Genomic DNA, 21,355 nt, shown 5'->3' on the forward strand with positions numbered 1-21,355 from the left:
TTCAGTGGGCAGAATTGAAAAAATCTGTTTTGATCTGAAAGACCAGGAAGCCACCCTTGATTTTGGTCAAAAGCTGGCCCGGCTCTTGATGAGGAGTGCAGAATATCCAACCGTGATGTTCAGGGGACCTCTGGGTGCGGGCAAAACGACCATGATCAGGGGGATCGTGTCTGGTCTGCCTGGAGGTGCTGAAGCTGAGGTGAGCAGCCCCAGCTTTAATATCCTGAATATTTATCCCACTACACCTGAGACGGCCCATTTTGATTTATACAGGCTGGAAGGTGCTGGTCTTGATCCGGAAAGTGAAGATATCCTGTTTGAAGGAAACAGGCTGGTCCTGGTGGAGTGGAGCGAGCTGCTTCCTGCTCGGCTGATGCCGGAGCAGGCCCTAGTTCTTGAAATACAGATTAAAAAGGATCATAGGGTGGTTCAGTTAAGTTCAGTTGGGCAAGTCCAGCTGGACCTGGAATCAATTGGATAGCGCAACTTTCTCAACCCAGTCTTTATGGTTGGGATTGATTTAATAAGGAGATGATCCGGATGCGGATTCTGGTGCAAAAGTTTGGCGGGACCTCGGTGGCTGACCTTGAGTGTATGCACAAGGTCAGGGAGAAGGTTTTAAAGGCCCTGGACAACGGTTATAAGGTCGTGGTTGTTCTCTCGGCCATGTCCGGAGTAACTAATCGACTTTTAGACATGGCTCATTCCTGGTCCAAAAGTCCTGATCCCTGTGAGATGGATGTCCTTCTGGCTACAGGGGAGCAGACTTCGGTCGCCCTGTTCAGCATGATTCTCAAGGATTGCGGGATTAAGGCCAGGTCTTTTCTTGGTTTCCAGATACCCATCAGGACTGACAAGAGTTTTGGCAGGGCCAGGATACTGGATATCGACAAAGAAATCGTCCAGGATGTGTTGACCAGATACGACGTGCTGGTGGTGGCTGGATTTCAGGGGTGCGACTGTGAGCAGCGCATAACCACCCTGGGACGGGGAGGGTCTGATACCTCGGCGGTGGCCATGGCAGCCGCCCTGGGCGCTGAAGTTTGTGAGATCTACACTGATGTTGACGGGGTATACACCACTGATCCGAATATCTGCCCCCAGGCCAGGAAGATCAAGAAGATAGCCTATGATGAGATGCTGGAAATGGCCAGCATGGGGGCCAAAGTCCTGCAGATCAGGTCGGTGGAATTCGCCAAAAAATTCAATGTTCCGGTCCATGTGCGATCCACCTTCAGCCATGAGCCCGGAACTTTAGTCGTTCAGGAGGATAAGAGCATGGAATCGGCAATGGTTTCAGGGGTAGCCTATGATAAGGATCAGGCCAGGATCACCTTGGCTGGGGTATATGATGAACCCGGAGTAGCGGCCAAGATATTCGAGCCCATTTCCGGAGCCAATATTGTTGTGGATATGATTGTTCAGAATCCCAGCAGGGAAGGCAAAACCGATATGACTTTCACCGTACCCAAAGGTAATATCAAGGAAACCATCAAGATCCTGGAGAGGATCAAGGGTGAAATCGGGGCAAAAGACGTCCTGTACGATGCTGATGTGGCCAAAGTTTCGGTTATTGGAGTAGGTATGCGCAACCATGCCGGAGTGGCGGCCATTGCTTTTTCTGCTCTGAAAAATGAGAATATCAATATTATGATAATCAGCACTTCGGAGATCAAGATTTCCTGCCTCATTGAAGAGAAATACACTGAACTGGCTGTGCGTACTCTGCACGAGGCCTTTGGCCTGGATCATGAGGCAGTCAGGACCACCTGTTAATTTTTTTAAAGAAAATCTGAGCGGATCAGGATCCATCCTTTTAGATTTGACCAGGACATCATGAGTACAATAAAAATATATGACACTACTCTGCGCGACGGTTCCCAGGCCGAGGACGTTCACTTTTCAACCGAAGACAAGGTAAGAATAGCCTGCAAACTAGATGAACTGGGAATCCACTACATCGAAGGCGGCTGGCCAGCATCCAATCCCACTGATCAGAAGTTTTTCAGGGAGATCAAGAATTACGCCCTTAAGAACTCCAGGATCGCTGCCTTTGGCAGCACCCATCCTGCTAAAAAAACTCCGGAAACAGATTCCAACCTGGCAGCCCTGATTGCTGCTGAGACTGATGTGGTTACGATATTCGGCAAGACCTGGGACGTACATGTCCATGATGCCTTAAGAACCACTCTGGAAAGAAACCTTGAGCTGATTTACAATTCTCTGGCCTATTTAAGGCCCAGGGTCAGAGAGCTTTTTTTTGATGCAGAACACTTTTTCGACGGGTTCAAGGCCAACAGGGACTACGCTGTTTCCTGCCTGGAAAAAGCCCTTGAGGGGGGGGCTGATGTTGTGATCCTGTGTGACACCAACGGGGGGTCCACACCCACTGAAATCAGCGAAATAGTCAGGGAAGTGAAAAGCAGGATTCCGGATATGCCCTTTGGCATCCACACCCACAATGACTCTGAACTGGCTGTGGCCAATTCCCTCATGGCTGCGGAGCTTGGAGCTGTCCAGGTCCAGGGGACCATTAATGGCTACGGCGAGCGGTGCGGTAATGCAAATCTCTGTTCCATCATCCCCTGCCTGCAGCTCAAGATGGGGGTAAAATGCCTGCCTGAGAAAAAGCTGAGTCTGTTGTCTTCTACTGCCCATTATGTGGCCGAAATAGCCAACCTGGGCGCTTTTCATCGTCAGCCATTTGTGGGAAGGTCGGCATTCGCCCATAAAGGGGGGATTCATGTGAGCGCTGTACGTCGTAATGCCAGGACTTATGAGCATATTGTGCCGGAGCTGGTGGGCAACAAACAGCGCATCCTTCTGTCAGACCTGGCCGGCCAGAGCAACATCCTGTTTAAAGCCAAAAGATACGGGTTTCACCTGGACAAGGATGATCCTTTTGTCCTGGATCTTTTATCCAAACTCAAGAACCTGGAGAGTCAGGGTTACGAATACTCAGCTGCAGAGGCTTCTTTTGAGCTTTTGCTTAACAGGACCCTGGGGCGGGCCAGGAAATATTTCACCCTGGACTCATACAGGGTCCTGGAATCCAAGCGGGATAAAGATGAAGAGCCCTTTTCCGAGGCTACGGTCATGGTCCGGGTGGGGGGAATGCTTGAGCACACGGCAGCCACCGGTAAAGGGCCGGTCAATGCTCTGGATAACTCCCTGCGCAAGGCCCTGGAAAAGTTCTATCCGTCCCTGTCTGAAATGCACTTGGCTGACTTCAAGGTCAGGGTGTTTTCGGTGAACAATACCAACAACTATTCAGGAACCGCTTCCAGGGTCAGGGTGCTTATTGAGTCTGCAGACCATACTTCCCAATGGGTGACTGTGGGAGTTTCATTCAATATAATTGAGGCGAGCCGCCAGGCATTGGTGGATTCCTTGAACTACAAGCTGTTCAAGGATGACCAGCAGAAACTGACCAAGGCCATCAAGGAGGCCGAAAAAGACTAGCTGTTTCAGAGACAGGAAAAATAACTGGTATCAGTTTTGAAACAGCTGTGCTGGTTTTTCATGACCTGCTTCAGCCAGGAGTTCAGCACCCTAGATGCAAAAGCCACTTGCCGAACAGATCCGGCCCGGATCCCTAGAAGAATTTGTCGGGCAAAGTCATTTAAAAACCAGAATCAAGGCCATGATCCAGGGAACTCGATTACAGAGCACCCTTTTTTTTGGCCCTCCTGGATGTGGGAAATCCACTTTGGCCCTGATCATCGCCGCAGGTCAGGGAAAAAAACATATCCGGCTGAGCGCCCCTGAAGTGGGTCTGGCAGAGCTGCGGAAAAGGATTTCCGGCATCGAGATTCTCATCCTGGATGAGCTCCACCGTTTTTCCAAGGCCCAGCAGGATTTTTTTCTTCCTCTGCTGGAAACCGGAGAGATAATCCTCCTGGCCACAACCACTGAAAATCCATCATTCAGCGTGACCCGTCAGCTTTTGTCCAGGATGAACATATTAAGGCTCAGGAGCCTCAGCCGGGTTGAGCTGCTGGAGATTGCAGCCAGAGCGCAAAAGGTCATTGATCACCCGATTCCGGATAGCAGCCAGGAGCTGCTGGCTGCCCTGGCCGGCGGTGATGCCAGGATTTTTCTGAACCTTCTGGAATATGTCCGGGATCTTGATCCAAAAGACCTTGAGCCTGACCGGCTCAAAACAGCCTTGCCTGATGCGGTCATCAGGGGGGACCGAGACGGAGACAGTCACTACGAACTGGCCTCGGCCCTGATCAAGTCCATCAGGGGAAGCGATCCAGATGCAGCCCTTTATTATCTGGCCTGCTTGCTGGAGTCAGGGGAGGATCCAAGATTTGTCTGCCGCAGACTGGTCCTGTCTGCTTCTGAAGATGTCGGACTGGCCGAGCCCATGGCCTTGCCAGTGGCTGTGTCCTGCCAGCATGCGGTGGAATTTGTGGGAATGCCCGAGGGATTCATTCCGCTGGCTGAAACTGTTGTCTACCTCGCTCTGGCTCCCAAGTCCAATTCATCCTATGCCGGCTATCTGGCCGCTCAGAAAGAGGTCCGTTTAAACGGACCCAGGCCTGTGCCCCTGCATTTGAGAAATCCTTCCACCAGCCTGCACAAGGAGTGGGGATATGGCCAGGGCTACAGGTACCCTCACGCCTACCCTGAAGCCTGGATAAGTCAGGAATATCTCCCGGCTGATCTGGCTGGCAGAAAATTCTATACCCCCAAGGCCCAGGGTCACGAGCCAAGGCTTCTGGCCTGGCTGAAAAAAAGAAAAAAGCTATAGACAGCGCTGTCCCAGGGATTACAGACAGATCCTGGAAATCAGGCTGTTTCTGGCGGCAGTCAAACCCAGGGCAGGGTTGTATCAGTTAAAAAGAAGATCCTGCAGTTCCATGATGGTGGCCAGCCCTGTCCTGCAATTGGGGGACTTGGGGCAGAATACGGGTTTGTAGCCCAGCTTTAGAGCCTGCTTCATCCTCAGATCCTGGGCCAGGACCGGCCTGACCTGACCATTGAGGTCGATTTCCCCCCAGAAAACAGAGCGTTCAGGCAGACTCTGGTTGTGAAAGGAAGACAAAACAGCTGCCACCAGCCCCAGATCCATGCCAGGGTCTCCGAGCCTCAGACCTCCGCCAATTTTTCCATAGATGTCTGACTGGGCCAGATTAAGATTAAGTTTTTTTTCCATCACCGCCAGGAGGAGATGCAGTCTATTCAGGTCGAATCCCAGGGCGGTCCTTCGAGGGATGGCCAGAAAACTCGAGCTGGCCAGGGCCTGGACTTCCACGGCAAAGGGTTTTTGTCCGTCCACGGCCATGACCACGGCCGAACCGCTCAAAGCAGGGTCCCTGGCCTGAAGGAAAAAAGTTGATGGATCATTGACTATATTCAGTCCTGTACCGGTCATTTCAAACATGACCAGTTCATTGGCCGGTCCGAATCTGTTCTTGACCACCCGCAGTATCCTGAACAGATGCTCTTTGTCTCCTTCAAGGTAAAGGACGGTGTCAACCATATGTTCCAGCATTTTGGGACCGGCTATCTGCCCTTCTTTGGTCACGTGGCCCACAAGGATTATACAGGTATCCGTCTCCTTGGCTTTCTGGATGAGCATTGATGATACAGCCCTGATCTGGGAAGGGGTGCCTGGAATGGAATCAAGGTCTGGACTGACCAGGGTTTGAACCGAGTCAATGACCATGAGCCTGAAGTTCAGATCAGAGGTAAAGGTGTTCAGGACGTCTTCCAGAGAATTTGTGGAAACAGCCTGGATCTTATTTTCCAGAAGGCCCAGCCGTTGAGCTCTGGACCTGATCTGGGGCAGAGATTCCTCACCGCTGACATAAAGGGAAGGGCTGTCTTTTCCTGCCATGGCGGCGCAAAGCTGGAGCAGGAGGGTTGATTTTCCTATCCCGGGTTCTCCCCCAAGAAGGATAACCGAACCTGGAACTATGCCCCCGCCCAGGAGGTCATCCAGTTCGGACATTGAGGTGCTGATGGAGTCAGCAAAAGCAGTATCCACTGACTTGATGTCTACCGGCTGAGCTCCTGAAGACGGGTCTTGACCAGGTCTGTCCTGCCGGGATCGACCCGGCTCCAGAGTGTTCCATTCACCACATCTTGGGCACTGGCCCTGCCAGCGGGGAGAAGGGGCCTTGCATATTGTGCAGAAGTAAGTGATTTTGCCTTTCATTAAAGATCAGGGAGCAGGGTCATGGGCCTCAATTACTTCCAGGCCGAACTCCTGGACTTCTTCGGGCGGGTTATAGAATACCACCATAAAGGGAGTGTAGCCCCCGGGCTCGATGAATTTATTGGTGGTAAGAATGCCAAGCCTGGCTTGGAGGGTTGATTCAAGCTCTTCCTGGGAAGAGACCTGGAGCTGAAACAGGGAAGCCACATTGCCGCACAGGAAGTCTTTGCTGACCTCCTGGTTCCCTTGGGCATTGTAAAGGGTGGCCCGCAGTTTTATCATGGATTTGGGCACATCAAAATTGTTCACAGCCTGTCCCTCGATGACAAAGAGCTGCCCGATCTTGTCATTGCTGACAAAGTACTGGCGAATGTTGTCCAGGGAGATGTCCTTGACGTCTTCTTCTGTAAACTCCTTATCAGTCTCTTCCTCCTTGGGGGGCTGACTGTCCAGAAAAGATATGCTCAGGCTGTTGTCCATCCTGGGCAAGACATAATACAGCCCAAGTCCGATGAGGGCAATGACAGCCAGAGAAATCAGCCCTGACCTGATGGCTTTGCGCCGTTCCAGTTTTTTGTTGACCGGGGGGACAAGATCCACGTTCAGGTCATTGGGGTCCCATTGGGGGGTTTCTTCAGCCTCTTTCTTTTTCCTGCTTTTTTTGGTCCCCAGAGAAAAATCAGCATCAGTGTCCTGGAACTGGGAATCATCTTTATCATCAAGGGGTGACACCTTGAACACATGTTTACATCTTGTGCAGCGAACCTTGACTGAGTCACTGAGACTGGAATCGTCGAAATTGTACTTGGTATTGCAGTTGGGACACTGGACTATCATAGCTGATCTCCGGTTGGAATGAGCAGTATGTTTAATGCTTTTTTACCGGGCTATCCTGACAAGCCATGGACAGGGTTTTTCCGGAATTTTCATTAAGAAAATCAGGAAAGCCTGCTGTCAACTAGTCAGGAACTATTTCAAAAACACCAGGTAGATTCCTGTATTTTTCTGCATAGTCTAGCCCGTAACCCACAATAAATCCCCTTTGCAAGGCAAAACCCGCATAGTCGACTTTCACGTCCACTTCCCGTCGTTCGTGTTTGTCGATAAGGGCGCAGACACTGATGGACTGGGGACCACGGGCTTCAAGGACCCTTCTGAGATACGACACCGAACGTCCCGTATCCACAATATCCTCAACGATCAGGACATGTTTTCCCTTGATGGGGATTTCCATATCCTTGGAAAAAATCACCTTGCCCGAAGAGGAAGTCTGATCACCATAGCTGGACATCCGGACAAAGTCCATTTCAGGATCAATGGACATGGACCGGACCAGATCGGCATAGAAAATAAAAGCACCCTTAAGCACGCATACCGTTACCAGAGGTTTGTCCTGGAAGTCAGAAGAAATGTCTTTGGCCATTTCCTCTATTCTCTTCCGGATGACATCTTGTCCGAAAACTTCCTTTAGATGCATTGGCTAAATCCTGTTTTTTTTATGGCTGGTGATTCTGCAGAACATGCAGGACATTACATTTCCATGAGCATGGCTGTTTCGTCGCAATCGGGAAACTTAGGGCAGCGCAGGCAGTCAGCCCAGACCTTCTGAGGCAGAACGTCCTTGGAGATCTCAACAAAACCCAGTCTGGAAAAAAAGGCTGACTGGTAAGTCAGGGTGAATACTTTGTATATGCCAAGGGTTATGGCCTCGCTCAGACAGGACTCAACCAGCTTTCGGCCCCAGCCCATTCCTCTTAGTTCCGAAACAATAGCCAGGGACCTGATTTCTGCCAGACTCTCCCAAACAATGCTCAGGGCGCAGCAGCCCAGGACATCCGGGCCATGATCCCTGGCAATGACATAGTAATCCCGTAAATGCCCGTACAAGTCGCTGTAAGATCGGGGCAGGAGCAGCCCTTGTTTTGAGCAGTCCATCAAGATGGTGTGAATGGACTTGACATCGCTGATTCGCGCCTTGCGCAGAAAATATTTATCCAATTTTATTCCCGGGTCAGCTCGTCAATTATTTCCAGCAGAATTTCAGTTTCAACAAGTTCAAAAAACTCATGAGCCAGATTCCCATCGCGTTTGAATATCTGGGTGTAGGGGATGCTGTCTATCTCCATGCTGCTCATGACCTGATCAGTGGCATGCATAACCGGATAGTTCATGTCCATTCTTTCCATGAAGGCAGGGATCATCCCGGGGTCAAAATCCAGGGACAGACCAATTATGGACAGGTCATCAGGGGAATATGCCTCTCTGATTTTGACCAGCTCCCGGATTTCCGCTCTGCACGGCGCACACCATGTAGCCCAGAAGTTCAATAGCAGGACCCGGCCCTGTTCCTGGCGGATGACCTCTTCAATGTCCTGGGGGTTGACCGTTGGTATGTCCTGGGCCTGAACCGGCTGGACAGGCATGATAAATAAAAGAAAAAGGGTTAAAGTAAAAAAAAGGTTTTTCATGATTCTCCCTGTCCAGGACGGCTAAGCTGCTGGGCAAGTTTGACGGCTGCCACAGCATCTTCTGCGTAGCCGTCGGCCCTGATGCGGTCAGCAAAGGCCTGAGTGACCACTGCTCCTCCGACCATGACTCTGCAATTCAGGCTTTTTTGCCTGACCAGGGCAATGGTTTCCTCCATCTTGACCATAGTTGTGGTCATGAGGGCGGACAGTCCAATAACCTTTGCCTTAAGTCTTTCTGCTGTGTCAACTATCTCTCCGGCCTGAACATCCTTACCCAGGTCCACCACGTTGAAGCCGTAATTTCTGAGCATCAGGGAGACGATATTTTTTCCGATATCGTGAATATCGCCTTCAACCGTGGCCATTACTACTGTCGGACCCTGATCTTCCTCGTTTTTTTTCAGCATGGGCTTCAGGAATTCAAAGCCTGTTTTCATGGTTTCTGCACTAAGAATGAGCTGAGGAAGAAAGTATTCCCTTTTTTCGTATTTTTCGCCCACAATATTGATGGCTGGAATCATTTCCTGGCTGACAATCTCAAAGGGGCCTCGTCCGTTCTTGATTTCATCCTTTATCAGGCGGACAATGGATTCTTTTTTTCCTTTTATTACGGCTTCCTGCAGGGATGAGGCAAAAACGGATTTTTCGCGGGCAGAAGCCCTGTTCAAAACTCCGGAAGGTTTCCATGATGAGTAGTTCTGGATAAAGTCCTGGGCCATGGGATCATGCCCCAGGACTACTCTGGCTGCAGAAAGGGTTTCCATGAGTCTGGCCGATCCAGGATTGGCAATGAGTGAACTCATGCCTGAACAAAGGCACATGGCCAGAAAGGTTGAGTTGACCAGTTCCCTGGCTGGAAGACCAAAGGAAATATTGGAAAGCCCCATTATGGTTCCCAGCCCCAATTCATCACGACAGTGTCTGATTACCGTCAGACAGTCCTTGGCTGCACCGCCATGGGAGGACAGGGTCAGGGCCAGTGCATCAACCAGGATCAAACGTTTGGGGATGTTCAGGTCCAGGGCCTTTTCAAGGAGTCTGTTGATTATTTTGATCCGCTGGCCAGCAGTGGCAGGAAGTTTATTTCCTTCCAGAGGCAGCAGGATAAAGGGCGCGCCCATGTCCCGGCATAAAGGTCCCAGTAAATCCATCTTGTCCTGCTCTCCGCTTATGGAATTGACCAGGGGACTTCCAGGATATTCCAGCAGGGCGTTTTTTATGGCCTGGATACTGCTGGAATCAATACATAAAGGAAAGTCGAACTTTGAGACCAGTTCCCTGGTCAAGGCCGGGAGAAGCGCAGGCTCATCCACCATGGGAGCACCCACATTCACATCCAGGACCTGAGCGCCCTGCTCCATCTGTTCTTCTGCCAGCTCCAAAGCCCTTGTCAGTTCAAAACCCTGGAGCTGCTTTATCAAATCATTTTTTCCGGTTGGATTTATCCTTTCGCCCACCAGGACCGGATCATGGCTGAATCCAAAGGGAACACTCCTGCTTCTGGAAGTTAGAATGATACAGGGATTGTCCTCAGGCTCGGGTTTGTGCCATAGGTAGTCCCGGACCATGGATGACAAAGCCTTGATGTGGTCCGGGGTGGTGCCGCAGCATCCTCCCAGAAACTTGACCCCCATCTTGAGAAAAGGAAAAAGTCTCTGAGCAAAATCTTCAGGGCCCAGCTTGAACACGGTCTGCCCGTTTTCCAGGACCGGCAGGCCGGCATTGGGTTGGATCAGCAACGGGGTTTCCAGCCGGGGCAGCATGGATTTGACCAGGGGAATGAAGTCTTCAGGACCTGAACTGCAGTTAATGGCTATGATGTCCACGCCAAGATTCTGCATTGTGTCGAGAAATACTGAAGGGGGAGTCCCGGTCAGGCTCTGTCCCTTTTCAAAAGTCATGGATACAGCTACAGGGAGATCGCATACTTCTCTGGCAGCGATGACCACTGCCCTGGCTTCGGCCAGGTCAAAGTGAGTCTCGGCCAGGATAAGGTCTGCCCCGCCCAAAGCCAGTCCCTTGATTTGTTCCTTAAAGGCAGTCAGTAGTTCTGGAAAGGAAATATCTCCCAGGGGGGCCAGTATTTTCCCGGTCGGACCAACACTCCCGGCTACAATAGCCCGGCCTTCAGCAGCCAGGACAGCAATTTCTGCCATTTTTCTGTTGAAGTCCAATGGGTCCACGTCTGGACGCAATTTGTACCTGGTGCCGCCGAAGGTGTTGGCAGTGATTATTCTGGAGCCTGCCGAGATGTACAGGCTGTGGATCTCCCTGATGATTTCAGGGCGAGCCAGGCCCAAATCTTCAGGAGACTGGCCGGGTTTGAGTCCTCTGGATTGGAGAAGGGTCCCCATGCCTCCATCAAAGATGATTATCCGGTCATTGTTCAGCAGTTGTGAAAAGCGCATGAAAAAGCCTGCAACTCCTGGCGGGTGGTAGTTTGGCGCTTCGGATGTACCGGAGGCCTTCTTGACTATTTGATAAATCGTAAAGAAAACGGCATACTGAAATTTATTGAAAAGGACAAACAAAAACTATAAGCTCAAAAATCCCTGGTTCAGCCTTGACAGGGCATCCAGACTGCATCCTGCTGGTTGATTTAGAGCTGACCGGGCCTTTTTTGATTTGGCCCTGACTCTTTTCCGGACCAGGGGGATGGAGCCTTGCTTATTTTGAACTGAGAATAACATCCGTGGATTGTCTCAATGACCATAAAAGACAAAAATACTTCTGGAAAGTCCAAGCCGGATCAGCAGAAAAAAAATAAAGATATTAAAGATATCTGTGCGAACAAGGGTTCAACTCCGTGTGTGACTGATCCGCTGAAAATTTATTTGCGTGAGCTGGGTCGCTTCCCTCCTTTGTCGGCTGAAGAAGAATTTGAACTGGCCAGGAAGTACAGAGAAGATGGGGATCGTGAATCAGCCCTGAAGCTGGTCACTTCCAACCTGCGCCTGGTGGTGAAGATAGCCATGGAGTTCCAGCGCAAGTGGATGAAAAATGTCCTGGATCTGATCCAGGAAGGCAACGTGGGGCTTATGAAAGCCCTGAAAAAGTTTGATCCAGACAAGGGGATCAAATTTTCCTATTACGCTTCTTTCTGGATCAGGGCCTACATACTCAAGTTTATTATGGACAACTGGAGGATGGTCAAGGTGGGGACCACCCAGGCCCAGCGCAAGCTGTTCTATAACCTGGGCAAGGAAAAGCAGCGTCTGGAATCTCTGGGCATTACTCCAGACGCGGACACCATTTCTCAGAATCTGGATGTTTCCCAGGCCGACGTGGTGGAAATGGGACAGCGACTTGGTCAGCACGACCTTTCCCTGGACATGCCTTACAGTGATGACTCGGAAATAACTCCTATGAACGTGATCCCGGCCATTGGCGATGGGGCAGAGGAGATCCTGCTTCAGGAAGAGACAGCCGGAATTTTGAATCAGAATATACAGGAATTGCTGCCCAAACTCAATGAAAAGGAAAGGGACATCATTGAGTTGAGGTTGCTGGCAGAATCACCCATTACTTTAAGGGAGATAGGAGAAAAGTACGGCATTACCCGAGAAAGGGTCAGGCAGATTGAAGCCAGGTTGCTGGAAAAAATCAAGAGCCAGATTACTGAAAATGTAACTGATTTTTCCAGGGAGTGGATTGACGATGCATGACAAGCTGGTCCGGGTAAGGAATAAGGCGGGGATGATAGCCCGGCAGTGCAATCTTGAATTTTATTCTCAGTTTTCTTCAGAATATGCCCTTTCCAGGGATATATTTTTCAGTCACCCCATGATTCTGCGGCTCAGGGAGGATGTCCTGCCCTTTCTCAATGATGGGTTCGGTCATGGTATTGAACATTCCAAAAAGGTGGCCATTGACGCCGGCATGCTGGCCATCATAGAAACCAGGGCCTGGGAAAAGCCTGCTGAAAGCAAGAAGACATGCATTCTGGCCCAGATGTGTGGACTGCTTCATGATGTCTGCCGCCAGGATGAAGACCACGCCCGCAAAGGGGCAGAATTTTCTCTGTTGATCCTGAATAATTATCCTCTTTCCAGTAAAGACAAAGAAGACATCGCCTTTGCCGTAAGCAACCATGAAGCCTTTAAGGATGCTGAACGTGCAGATTCCCAAAGGCAGCAGATTCTAAGCGATGTTCTTTATGACGCTGACAAGTTTCGCTGGGGGCCGGACAATTTCATCACCACTCTCTGGGAAATATGCTGTTTTGAAGAGTGGTCGCTGGAAGAGATCATTGAGCGTTTTCCCAAGGGGCTTAAGTTTATTGAAAGTGTCGGTGAAACCTTCAGGACTGAGACCGGCCGCATGTACGGGCCGGAATTCATTAAATGCGGCCTTGAAGTCGGTTCAAAGGTCTACAGACTTCTCAGGGAGGATTGCGGCCCAGACCTGGAAGCTGGATGCAGGCTGGATTAGCCGGTCTTCAGGGTTGGAAGTCTGACTGGAACTAGTCAGGTTTCAAGGATGAACCGATAATTATTCAGACTTGGGCTGGTTGCTGCGATATTAATGATATGCTGATCAAAAATACCATATTTATTCTGGGGTTCCTTGTCCTGCTTTGCGGATGCGCTGTCAAACCAGGTCCTGGGCCTGGAGCTCCGGTTCAGGACCTGGGTGTTGAAGCAAGGCTCATCTATAACTACCTGAGAGCCCAGGACCATCTGGCCAGGGGGAATTTTCTGGAAGGGGCCGCTCATCTGGAGGAAATGGTCCGGATCAGACCTTCGGCCGAGCTGCTGATGGAGCTTGCCAGGTCCTACTGGAATGGACGGGATCAGGACAGGGCTGTTGAGTCTGCTCAAAAGGCGGCTGACCTGTTTCCTGGTGAGCCTGACCTGCTTTTTTTCCAGGCTGAACTGCTGCTGGCCGCCGGCAGGCAGGATGAAGCTGTGGAAGTTCTTGAACAGTACAGGGAAAAGGCTCCCCACGACCTGGGGGTGCTGCTGGATCTGGCCTCTTTTTATCTGGAGGCGGGAGATCATCCCAAGGTTATGGACATCCTGGATCAGGTTCCGGAAGGACAAAGGACGCCAGAGATATACTACTATATGGGCAGGGCTGCAGCTGAACTGGGAGACCGCAGAAAAGCGGTCATATTCATGAGACGGGCCGTAGATGAAGACCCGATGTTTCTGCAGGCCTGGGCTGAACTGGCTTTTATCTATGAACAGGACCGGGACTATCTCCAGGCTGAAAAGATTTATGAAAAACTCCTTGGTTTTGGAGAAACCAATCCTGATTTGATCCTGCGGATCATAGAACTGAACCTTAAACTGAACAATCCGGACAAGGCCCTGGATTTTCTTGAAAGAGGCCCGGTTGATGTCCAGTTCAGGCTGGACGGAGCCAATCAGTTCATAAGGAACAGTTTTTATGATCATGCCTATGAGATCCTGGATCAGATAAGGCTCAGGGGGGCTTATCCTCCAACAGTCTACTTTTATCTGGCCCTGATAGCCTATGAGGGTTGGTCTGATCCAGATGAAGCTCTGGATCAGCTTCACAATATTCCAGAAGATGATTTTTATTACCTTCAGTCCCTGTCCTTCATGATCCAGATTCATTATGAACAGAAGAACTATGGGCAGGCCCTGGATCTGGCCAGGTTGGGCAGGGCGGCTCAAACTCCGGAGGTCAGGTTCTTTCTTTTTGAATCGGTGCTGCTTGAGATCCTTGACGATCACCAGGCCGCCTTGGATGTCATTGAGCTGGGACTGGAAAAATGGCCTCTGAACAGCGATCTTTTGTTCAGAAAAGGGGTTGTTCTGGACAAAATGGGCCAAAGGGAAATGTCCTTGACTGTCATGGAAGAAATAATCTCCGTAGACCAGGATCATCATGAGGCCCTGAATTATGTGGGCTATACCCTGGCTGATGACAACAAGGACCTGGACAGGGCTTTGGTACTGATAAAAAGAGCTTTGAGCCTGGACCCTTATAATGGCTATTACATTGATTCTCTGGCCTGGGTTTATTACCGGCAGAGCAATTATTCCCTGGCCTGGAAGGAAATCCAGCGGGCAGTAGAGCTTGTCGATACTGATCCTGTAATATGGGAACACTATGGAGACATTGCCAGGGTCATGAGCATGCCCGATCTGGCCCTTTTCGGGTATAAAAATGCTCTTGCCCATGACCCTGAAGATCCTGACAGAATTCTGGACAAGCTCCAGACGGTTCAGGACGAACTGCAGGAAAAGGCAACAGGTCCGGAATGATAGGAAGCTTTTTTATCCGGTCCCTGGTATGCATGCTGATTTTTCTTGGACTAGCCGGATGCGCCCCCAAAAAGATTCCTCTGGAAAGGCCCCCTGAAACGGTCTGGGCTGATTTTCTGTCCGGGATTTCTGAAATACCCCCTGGACAGCCTTTTCTCATCAACGCTTCTGTCAGTTATATTACTCCTGGTCAGAGGAACCGGATCAGGTCGGTTTTGTGGGGAAGGATCAATTATCCTATCCGCATGGATTTAAGTGCCGGATTCGGCCAGACCATAGCCATGTGGTATGAAGACGACCTGGTGTGGCAGGCGTATTTTCCCGGGGAAAACACAACGTACGTCCATCACGACGGAAGCCTCGGGGCCAGCATGCTTGGCTATCCCAGTCCTCTGGACCTCAGGGCAACGGTCATGGTCCTTCTTGGAGCTTTCGGTGAGCTGGTCCCGGAAACTTATCACCGGGCAATAATTTATAATGGCCGCTGGAAGTATGAAGTCAAAGACCATCTGGTCCAGGAGGTGGTCCTGGCCCAGGATGGAACGGTTCATTCCATGGCTGGTCAGGGATGGCAGGTGGTGCTGGGGGACAGGACCGAAAACGGTGAGTTCAGTTATTATTCCAGGTTGGACATGGAGCTGTCAGATAGTGACAGGGCTCTGGTCCGGATCAGGTCGGTCAGTTTTAACGGAGAAGGCTGGGAAGATGATCAGCTTATCCTGGAAACACCTCCCGGGGCTGGCGTGGTTTATCTTCCCGATTTTTAAGATTTTCGCAGCCTGCCGGGTACTTTGGCAGGCAATTTAAGGGGGTTGACCAGGGGCTTGACAGGCCCGGGCAAGTCAACCATTCTCTGCCGGTCTGGATTTTAGACCTGGATTCGCAGGCCGGAAGTCATGTCAAGTTTCAACGAGCAAGAGGCAGAAACCATGAAATCTTCAACTGACCGGTGTTTGCAGGATCACGCCCTGAAGAGCGGGCTTGGTCCTTTTGAGTTGTTCCGGGCTGGATGGATCGTGATTTTCACCGAGATCGGCTGGTCCTTCAAAAACCTGTGCGTCAGCTGGGAAATCAGCCAGCTGAAAAAAAGAATTGTCCAGGAAAAGATCAGGCTGGCCGACCTGGTGGTGGAGGAGACGAAAAAGTCCGGATCTGAAGTAAGTTTCAAGTCACCTGAGCTGGACCTTGTCCTGGGGCAGATGGGACTTTTGAATGAGGAGATCCTGTACCTGGAAAAAGAACTGCTGGCCAGGAGGCAGATGTTTGTTGAAAAGCGAAGAAAAAGAATTTTTAAAAAAAGATAGAGAAGTAAGCAGCAACATGAAGAAAAAAATTGTTTTTGGTTCGGATCACGCCGGGATGAATCTCAAAGAGACCCTGATGGATCACCTTGGCCATGGGTATGACATCATGGATGTGGGACCTTCAGAAAAGACAAGTTGTGATTATCCGGTTTATGCAAAAAAGCTCTGCACCAAGGTCCTGGAACTCGGGTGCCCGGGCATACTCATCTGTGGATCAGGGATTGGAATGTCCATTGCAGCCAATCGCATTCCCGGGATTAGGGCAGCCCTGTGCTCCAATGAATACATGGCCAGAATGTCCAGGATGCATAACAATGCCAATGTCCTCTGCCTGGGGGAAAGAATTATCGGGGTTGACCTGGCCAGAAGTATTATGGACGCTTTCCTCTGCTCTTCCTTTGAAGGAGGAAGGCACCTTCAACGGATCGAGCTGATGGAAAATATGGTCCAGTCCTGCTGATCCTCTCCTAATAATGAGGAGGCACCTGACGCAGGGCTGTTATTACAATCACATGCTAAACCAGAAGTCTGAAACGGGATTTCAAATGACAAAAGAACTCGATTACAAAGTAGTCAACATTATCAAGGGACTGATCATGGATGGCACCAGAAAGGCTGATTCCGGCCATCCTGGTGGGGCCATGTCTTCAGCCGATTATTTATATATTCTGTTCAGGGAATTCCTTGATTTCAATCCTGAGGATGACCAGTGGTTTAACCGGGACAGGTTTGTTCTGTCAGCAGGGCATGAATCCATGCTTCTTTACAGTGTGCTGTGCATGAGCGGCTTTCTGACCCTGGACGACCTGAAGTCCTTCAGGCAGTGGGGCAGCCGGACTCCGGGGCATCCCGAACACCATATGACTCCGGGAGTCGAAGCCACCACCGGGCCCCTGGGACAGGGGGTGGGAATGTCCGTAGGCATGGCTGTTGCCGAGTCTTTTTTACGGGCCAACCTGGGATCTGAGATCTGCAATCATTTTACGTATGTCCTGGCATCAGATGGAGACCTGCAGGAACCTATTTCTCTGGGCAGTGCTGCTCTGGCTGGAGGATGGGGGCTTGGCAAGCTCATTGTTTACTACGACAGCAATAAGATTCAGCTGGCTGGACCAACAGACCGGGCTGACTGCTCTGATTATAAAAAAATATTTGAGGCCTTCTGCTGGCAGGTCATAGAGATAGACGGACATGACCACGACCAGATCCGAAAGGCCATTACAGCTGCAAAGACCGAAGAACAGAGGCCGACCTTGATCATCGGTCATACTGTTATGGCCAAGGGCAGTGCAAGTTTAGAGGGCAGTGAAAAAACCCACGGGGCTCCCTTTTCTCCAGAGGAAATATCTCAAACCAAAGCAAGACTCAGCCTTCCCCAGGACAAGGAATTCTACCTTCCCCAGGACGCCCTGGACCATTTCCAGGACAGGTTTTCATCCCTGATTCAGAAAGCGGATCACTGGAAACACAGGCTTGATGAGGTGCTGCGCAGCTCTGAAGAAAAGACCAGGTTTTGGAATTTCATCCATGCTGCACCTGAGTCCAGACATCTTGATTTTCCAGACTTTGAGCCCGGGCAGAACATTGCAACCCGCAAGGCATTTGGTTCCTGTTTGAATGCCTTGATGGATCAGCTGCCTAATTTTCTAGGTGGATCAGCAGACCTTGACCCTTCTAACCAGACTGTAAAATTCAGGGAAGGGACCGGAATTTTTCATAACGTCACCAACCCGTCCGGAAGGTACCTGCCGTTTGGAGTAAGGGAGTTCCCCATGGGAGCAATCTTGAACGGCATGGCTCTTCATGGGGGAGTAATCGGCTTTGGAGCAACCTTCCTTGTTTTTTCCGACTACGAGAGAAACGCCCTGCGCATGGCTGCGCTGCAGAAGCTTCCGGTGCTCCATATATTCACCCATGATTCGTTCTATGTCGGGGAAGACGGTCCCACCCACCAGCCCATAGAACACATCAGTTCCTTGCGGCTTATCCCGGATTTTTATGTGTTCAGACCGGCAGATGCCGTGGAGACGAAACTATCCCTGGGAATAGCCTTGGCCCAGACCAAAACTCCCAGTGCCTTAATGCTGACCAGACAGGGAGTGCCGGTTCTGGATCTTGACAAGTTTCCCCAGGTCGCAACCGGGGTGGAAAAAGGGGCATACATACTCAAGGACGTTCAGGACCCGGAAATAATCATCATTGCTTCGGGTTCCGAAGTTCACATCGCCATGGAGGCTGCTTCAATTCTTGCCCCGTCCAGGATCAGGGTGGTCAGCGCCCCGTGTCTGGAGTTGTTTGAAGCCCAGGACGATGAGTATAAGGAAACCATCCTGCCTGGGCATGTCAGGAAGAGGTTCGCCATTGAAGCTGGTAGAAAAGACATCTGGTACAGGTATGTGGGGCTGGATGGATACGTCTATGGGCTGGACAGATTTGGAGAGTCAGCCCCAGGCAAGGTCCTGGCTGAGAAATTCGGTTTTACTGCCAAACAGTTTGCTGAATTCGTCAAAAAGAGGATCTAGAAGCATCTGTTCAACCGGGCCCCATATATTTCAGGCCTTCCTGTAAGGGGTCCGGTTTTTCTTGAGCCGTCCGGGATTTGTCCCGGCTTTTTGCTGCCTCAGATCAACCAGTTCAGCCTCTATCCTCCATTGGAAAGTCCACTTTTATCTTAAACATGCTTTTGGCAGGCAGGTTCAGGATCTCTATGCCGGTCTTGCGGGTTATTTCCTGAAGGGCATTCCTGACAGCTTCTTCAGAAGGGCCGATGTAGGTAAACCATATATTCTGCCTGTGTCTGCGCAGATAATTGTGGGTCACCCCGGGATGGCTGTTAACCTCGGCCACAAACTCCTCAATCTTGTCCTGGGGAACACAGGCCGCACACAAGGTGCTGTGCCATCCCAGCTTTTTGGACTGAAAGTTGGCCCCGATTCTCCTGATGACTCCTTTTTGCTTGAGCCTTCTGACCCGGCTGAGGGTTTCAGCCTCAGTCAGGCCGATTTTGGCTCCGATAACAGCGTAAGGCCTTGATTCCAGAGGAAAATCAGTCTGAATGATGTCCAGGATTTTTCTATCTTCCCGGGATAAGTCTGGTTGAGTTGACATGCCTTAATCCTTTTTTGTCCTGGCCGGTTCATAAGTGCAAAGAGGCTCCGGGGCAAGGTGATCCTTTTCCATGGTAAAGGCCCTGGCCCTGCATCCCCCGCAGACCCGGTGATATTCGCAGATTCCGCATTTTCCTTTATACTGATTTATGTCCCTTAATTCCAGGAACCTGGATGAGCCTTTCCAGATCTCGGGAAAAGGCTGCTTTCTGATATTTCCGCAATCAAGTTCGAGGTAGCCGCAGGGCTGGACCTGCCCGGTATGGGAAATAAAACAAAACCCTATACCGCCCAGGCAGCCCCTGGACATGGCATCCAGGCCAAAGTTCTCCTTGGTTACAGCAATATTGTCCTGTCTGGCCCTCTGACGCATAATCCTGTAATAGTGGGGGGCGCAGGTGGCCTTGAGATGCATATCTGTGGTTTTGCGGAAATCATAAAACCAGTTCAAGACTTCTTCATATTCCCTGGCAGAAATAGCCTGGTCAGAGATTTCAGATCCTCTCCCAGTGGGAACCAGCATGAAGATATGCCAGGCAACAGCGCCAAGGTTGTGGGCCAGCTGGAAAATATCCTTGAATTTGTCCAGGTTGTCCCTGGTAACAGTAGTATTGATCTGAAAAGGGATCCCAGCTCTTTTGAGATGTTCGATCCCGGTCATGGCTTGGTCAAAAGCGCCTGGAACCCCTCTGAAAAGATCATGTTCTGGCGCTGTTGGTCCGTCAATGGAGATGCTGCATCGCTGGATTCCGGACTGCTTCATGAGTCCGGCATTTTCCCGGGTGATAAGGGTGCCGTTGGGAGCCATTACGCAGCGAAGTCCAAGGCTGGATGCATAAGCAACCAGATCAAACACATCGGGCCTGAGCAAGGGTTCGCCTCCGGTAAAGATAACCACCGGGTCCCCGGTTGCCGGGAAAGTATCAATCAGGTCCATGGCTTCTTTTGTTGTCAGTTCGCCTGCAAATGGTTCAGGATGGGCTTCGGCCCGGCAATGCTTGCAGGCCAGATTACAGGACCGGGTTATTTCCCAGGCCACAAGGCGTAAAGGGAGTGTCTTGGTCGAATGATTGTGGTTAGGATGCATCTACTGGTTTTCCTTGAGCCAGGACAGGATCTCCCGGGCATAGTAGGTGATAATGATCTCAGCGCCTGCTCTTTTGATGGAAGTCATTGATTCCATCACGATTTTTTTCTCATCAATATGCCCCAGACCTGCTCCGGCTTTGATCAGGCTGTACTCTCCACTGACATGATAAGCAGCAACAGGCAGGGTGAAATTGTGGCGCAGGTCTCTGATTATGTCCAGATAGGGCAGGGCAGGCTTGACCATGAGGATGTCGGCCCCTTCGTTGATATCGGCCTGGGCCTCGCGCATGGCTTCCCTGGAGTTGGCCGGATCCATCTGATAGGTTTTCCGGTCACCGAATGCCGGAGCGCTGTGAGCGGCATCTCTAAAGGGGCCGTAATAGGCTGAGGCATATTTTACTGCATAGGACATGATTGGCAGGTCAAGAAAACCTTCCTGGTCCAGCACCTTCCGGATGTGACTTACCCGGCCGTCCATCATGTCTGACGGGGCGACCATGTCTGCCCCTGCCCGGGCGTGGGACAGGGCTGTACTGCCAAGAAGCTCCAGGCTTTGATCGTTGAGGACCTTACCCTTCTCTATGATTCCACAATGGCCGTGATCCATGTACTCGCAAAGGCAGACGTCTGTAATCACCACCAGATCAGGAAAGTCGGACTTGAGTTCAGCCACGGCCTTCTGGATGATTCCGTCCGGGGCGTAGCCCTGGGATGCTGTGCCGTCCTTATGTTCTGGGATCCCGAACAGGATGACTGCGGTCAGGCCCAGGTTGACATCCTTGGCCACGCGTTTTTTCAGGCTGGCCAGACCCAGCTGGGACTGACCAGGCATTGATGCAATAGGCTTTTCAAAATCCGGCTCAACCCCGTCCAGTACAAAGTACGGCTGAACCAGATCTTTTGGATTGATCAGGTTTTCTCTGACCAGGCCCCTGATGGCGGGGGTTTTGCGAAGTCTTCGACCCCTAAAAAATAAAGACAA

At 50.8% G+C, this 21,355-nt stretch carries 20 protein-coding genes; 11 read left to right on the top strand and 9 right to left on the bottom strand.

Features of this window, described 5'->3' with window-relative positions; translation table 11 throughout:
• Nucleotides 1-4: 4 nt before the first annotated feature.
• From tsaE to P771_RS0104680, 4 genes are all read left to right on the top strand, one after another.
• A complete protein-coding gene (gene tsaE / locus P771_RS16480; protein ID WP_244147290.1) occupies nt 5-481 on the top strand; it encodes a tRNA (adenosine(37)-N6)-threonylcarbamoyltransferase complex ATPase subunit type 1 TsaE in 477 nt (158 codons plus the stop codon).
• Between the two features lie 59 nt (nt 482-540).
• Complete coding sequence (locus P771_RS0104665; protein WP_028574224.1) at nt 541-1,776, top strand: aspartate kinase; 1,236 nt, start codon at nt 541-543, stop codon at nt 1,774-1,776.
• Nucleotides 1,777-1,836: 60 nt separating this feature from the next.
• The gene (gene cimA / locus P771_RS0104670) at nt 1,837-3,462 is read left to right on the top strand and encodes a citramalate synthase (protein ID WP_028574225.1); all 1,626 of its coding nucleotides are present in this window, start codon (nt 1,837-1,839) and stop codon (nt 3,460-3,462) included.
• Between the two features lie 94 nt (nt 3,463-3,556).
• The gene (locus tag P771_RS0104680) at nt 3,557-4,759 is read left to right on the top strand and encodes a replication-associated recombination protein A (protein WP_028574226.1); all 1,203 of its coding nucleotides are present in this window, start codon (nt 3,557-3,559) and stop codon (nt 4,757-4,759) included.
• A gap of 81 nt (nt 4,760-4,840) precedes the next feature.
• Here the strand turns inward: P771_RS0104680 and radA are convergent, their stop codons facing one another.
• From radA to P771_RS0104715, 6 genes are all read right to left on the bottom strand, one after another.
• Nucleotides 4,841-6,169, bottom strand: coding sequence for a DNA repair protein RadA (gene radA, locus P771_RS0104685; protein ID WP_028574227.1), 1,329 nt, complete (start codon nt 6,167-6,169; stop codon nt 4,841-4,843).
• Between the two features lie 6 nt (nt 6,170-6,175).
• A complete protein-coding gene (locus P771_RS0104690; protein ID WP_028574228.1) occupies nt 6,176-7,006 on the bottom strand; it encodes a DUF3426 domain-containing protein in 831 nt (276 codons plus the stop codon).
• A gap of 121 nt (nt 7,007-7,127) precedes the next feature.
• Nucleotides 7,128-7,646 carry a hypoxanthine phosphoribosyltransferase gene (gene hpt, locus P771_RS0104700; RefSeq protein ID WP_028574229.1) on the bottom strand — a complete coding sequence of 173 codons (519 nt, stop codon included), beginning with the start codon at nt 7,644-7,646 and terminating at the stop codon, nt 7,128-7,130.
• A gap of 53 nt (nt 7,647-7,699) precedes the next feature.
• Complete coding sequence (locus P771_RS0104705) at nt 7,700-8,167, bottom strand: N-acetyltransferase (RefSeq protein ID WP_028574230.1); 468 nt, start codon at nt 8,165-8,167, stop codon at nt 7,700-7,702.
• A 2-nt stretch (nt 8,168-8,169) separates the two neighbouring features.
• Nucleotides 8,170-8,637 (bottom strand): TlpA family protein disulfide reductase, encoded by a 468-nt coding sequence (locus P771_RS16485; RefSeq protein WP_051617114.1) that lies wholly within the window; start codon nt 8,635-8,637, stop codon nt 8,170-8,172.
• Nucleotides 8,634-11,045 carry a homocysteine S-methyltransferase family protein gene (locus tag P771_RS0104715; protein ID WP_028574231.1) on the bottom strand — a complete coding sequence of 804 codons (2,412 nt, stop codon included), beginning with the start codon at nt 11,043-11,045 and terminating at the stop codon, nt 8,634-8,636. The genes P771_RS16485 and P771_RS0104715 overlap by 4 nt, the downstream gene beginning before the upstream one ends.
• Nucleotides 11,046-11,342: 297 nt before the next feature.
• On the opposite strand from P771_RS0104715, the gene P771_RS16490 reads away from it, so the two are divergent.
• The 7 genes from P771_RS16490 (at nt 11,343) to tkt (ending at nt 18,699) form a co-directional block, all read left to right on the top strand.
• A complete protein-coding gene (locus P771_RS16490; protein WP_051617115.1) occupies nt 11,343-12,302 on the top strand; it encodes a sigma-70 family RNA polymerase sigma factor in 960 nt (319 codons plus the stop codon).
• Nucleotides 12,295-13,068 (top strand): HD domain-containing protein, encoded by a 774-nt coding sequence (locus P771_RS16495; protein ID WP_051617116.1) that lies wholly within the window; start codon nt 12,295-12,297, stop codon nt 13,066-13,068. The genes P771_RS16490 and P771_RS16495 overlap by 8 nt, the downstream gene beginning before the upstream one ends.
• A 98-nt stretch (nt 13,069-13,166) precedes the next feature.
• On the top strand, nt 13,167-14,873 hold the full coding sequence (locus P771_RS0104735) for a tetratricopeptide repeat protein (protein WP_028574232.1): 1,707 nt from the start codon (nt 13,167-13,169) through the stop codon (nt 14,871-14,873).
• Entirely contained in the window at nt 14,870-15,640 is a 771-nt protein-coding gene (locus tag P771_RS0104740; protein WP_028574233.1) for a hypothetical protein, read from the top strand. Before P771_RS0104735 ends, P771_RS0104740 begins: the two co-directional genes overlap by 4 nt.
• Before the next feature lie 162 nt (nt 15,641-15,802).
• On the top strand, nt 15,803-16,177 hold the full coding sequence (locus P771_RS0104750) for a hypothetical protein (RefSeq protein ID WP_150112125.1): 375 nt from the start codon (nt 15,803-15,805) through the stop codon (nt 16,175-16,177).
• A 16-nt stretch (nt 16,178-16,193) separates the two neighbouring features.
• Nucleotides 16,194-16,637, top strand: a complete 444-nt coding sequence (rpiB, locus tag P771_RS0104755) for a ribose 5-phosphate isomerase B (RefSeq protein ID WP_028574235.1) — start codon at nt 16,194-16,196, stop codon at nt 16,635-16,637.
• An 85-nt stretch (nt 16,638-16,722) separates the two neighbouring features.
• Nucleotides 16,723-18,699, top strand: a complete 1,977-nt coding sequence (gene tkt, locus P771_RS0104760) for a transketolase (RefSeq protein ID WP_028574236.1) — start codon at nt 16,723-16,725, stop codon at nt 18,697-18,699.
• Nucleotides 18,700-18,811: 112 nt separating this feature from the next.
• On the opposite strand, the gene ahbA is transcribed toward tkt, so the two are convergent.
• Genes ahbA through hemB form a run of 3 tightly spaced genes read right to left on the bottom strand, consistent with a single transcriptional unit; the run spans nt 18,812 to nt 21,355 of the window.
• Nucleotides 18,812-19,285 (bottom strand): siroheme decarboxylase subunit alpha, encoded by a 474-nt coding sequence (gene ahbA / locus P771_RS0104765; protein WP_028574237.1) that lies wholly within the window; start codon nt 19,283-19,285, stop codon nt 18,812-18,814.
• A 3-nt stretch (nt 19,286-19,288) separates the two neighbouring features.
• Nucleotides 19,289-20,371: a heme b synthase gene (gene ahbD / locus P771_RS16500; RefSeq protein ID WP_035243875.1), complete on the bottom strand. Its 1,083-nt coding sequence runs from the start codon at nt 20,369-20,371 to the stop codon at nt 19,289-19,291.
• Entirely contained in the window at nt 20,372-21,355 is a 984-nt protein-coding gene (gene hemB, locus P771_RS0104775) for a porphobilinogen synthase (RefSeq protein ID WP_028574238.1), read from the bottom strand.

The organism is Desulfonatronovibrio hydrogenovorans DSM 9292 (genome assembly GCF_000686525.1).
Classification (GTDB): Bacteria; Desulfobacterota; Desulfovibrionia; order Desulfovibrionales; family Desulfonatronovibrionaceae; genus Desulfonatronovibrio; species Desulfonatronovibrio hydrogenovorans.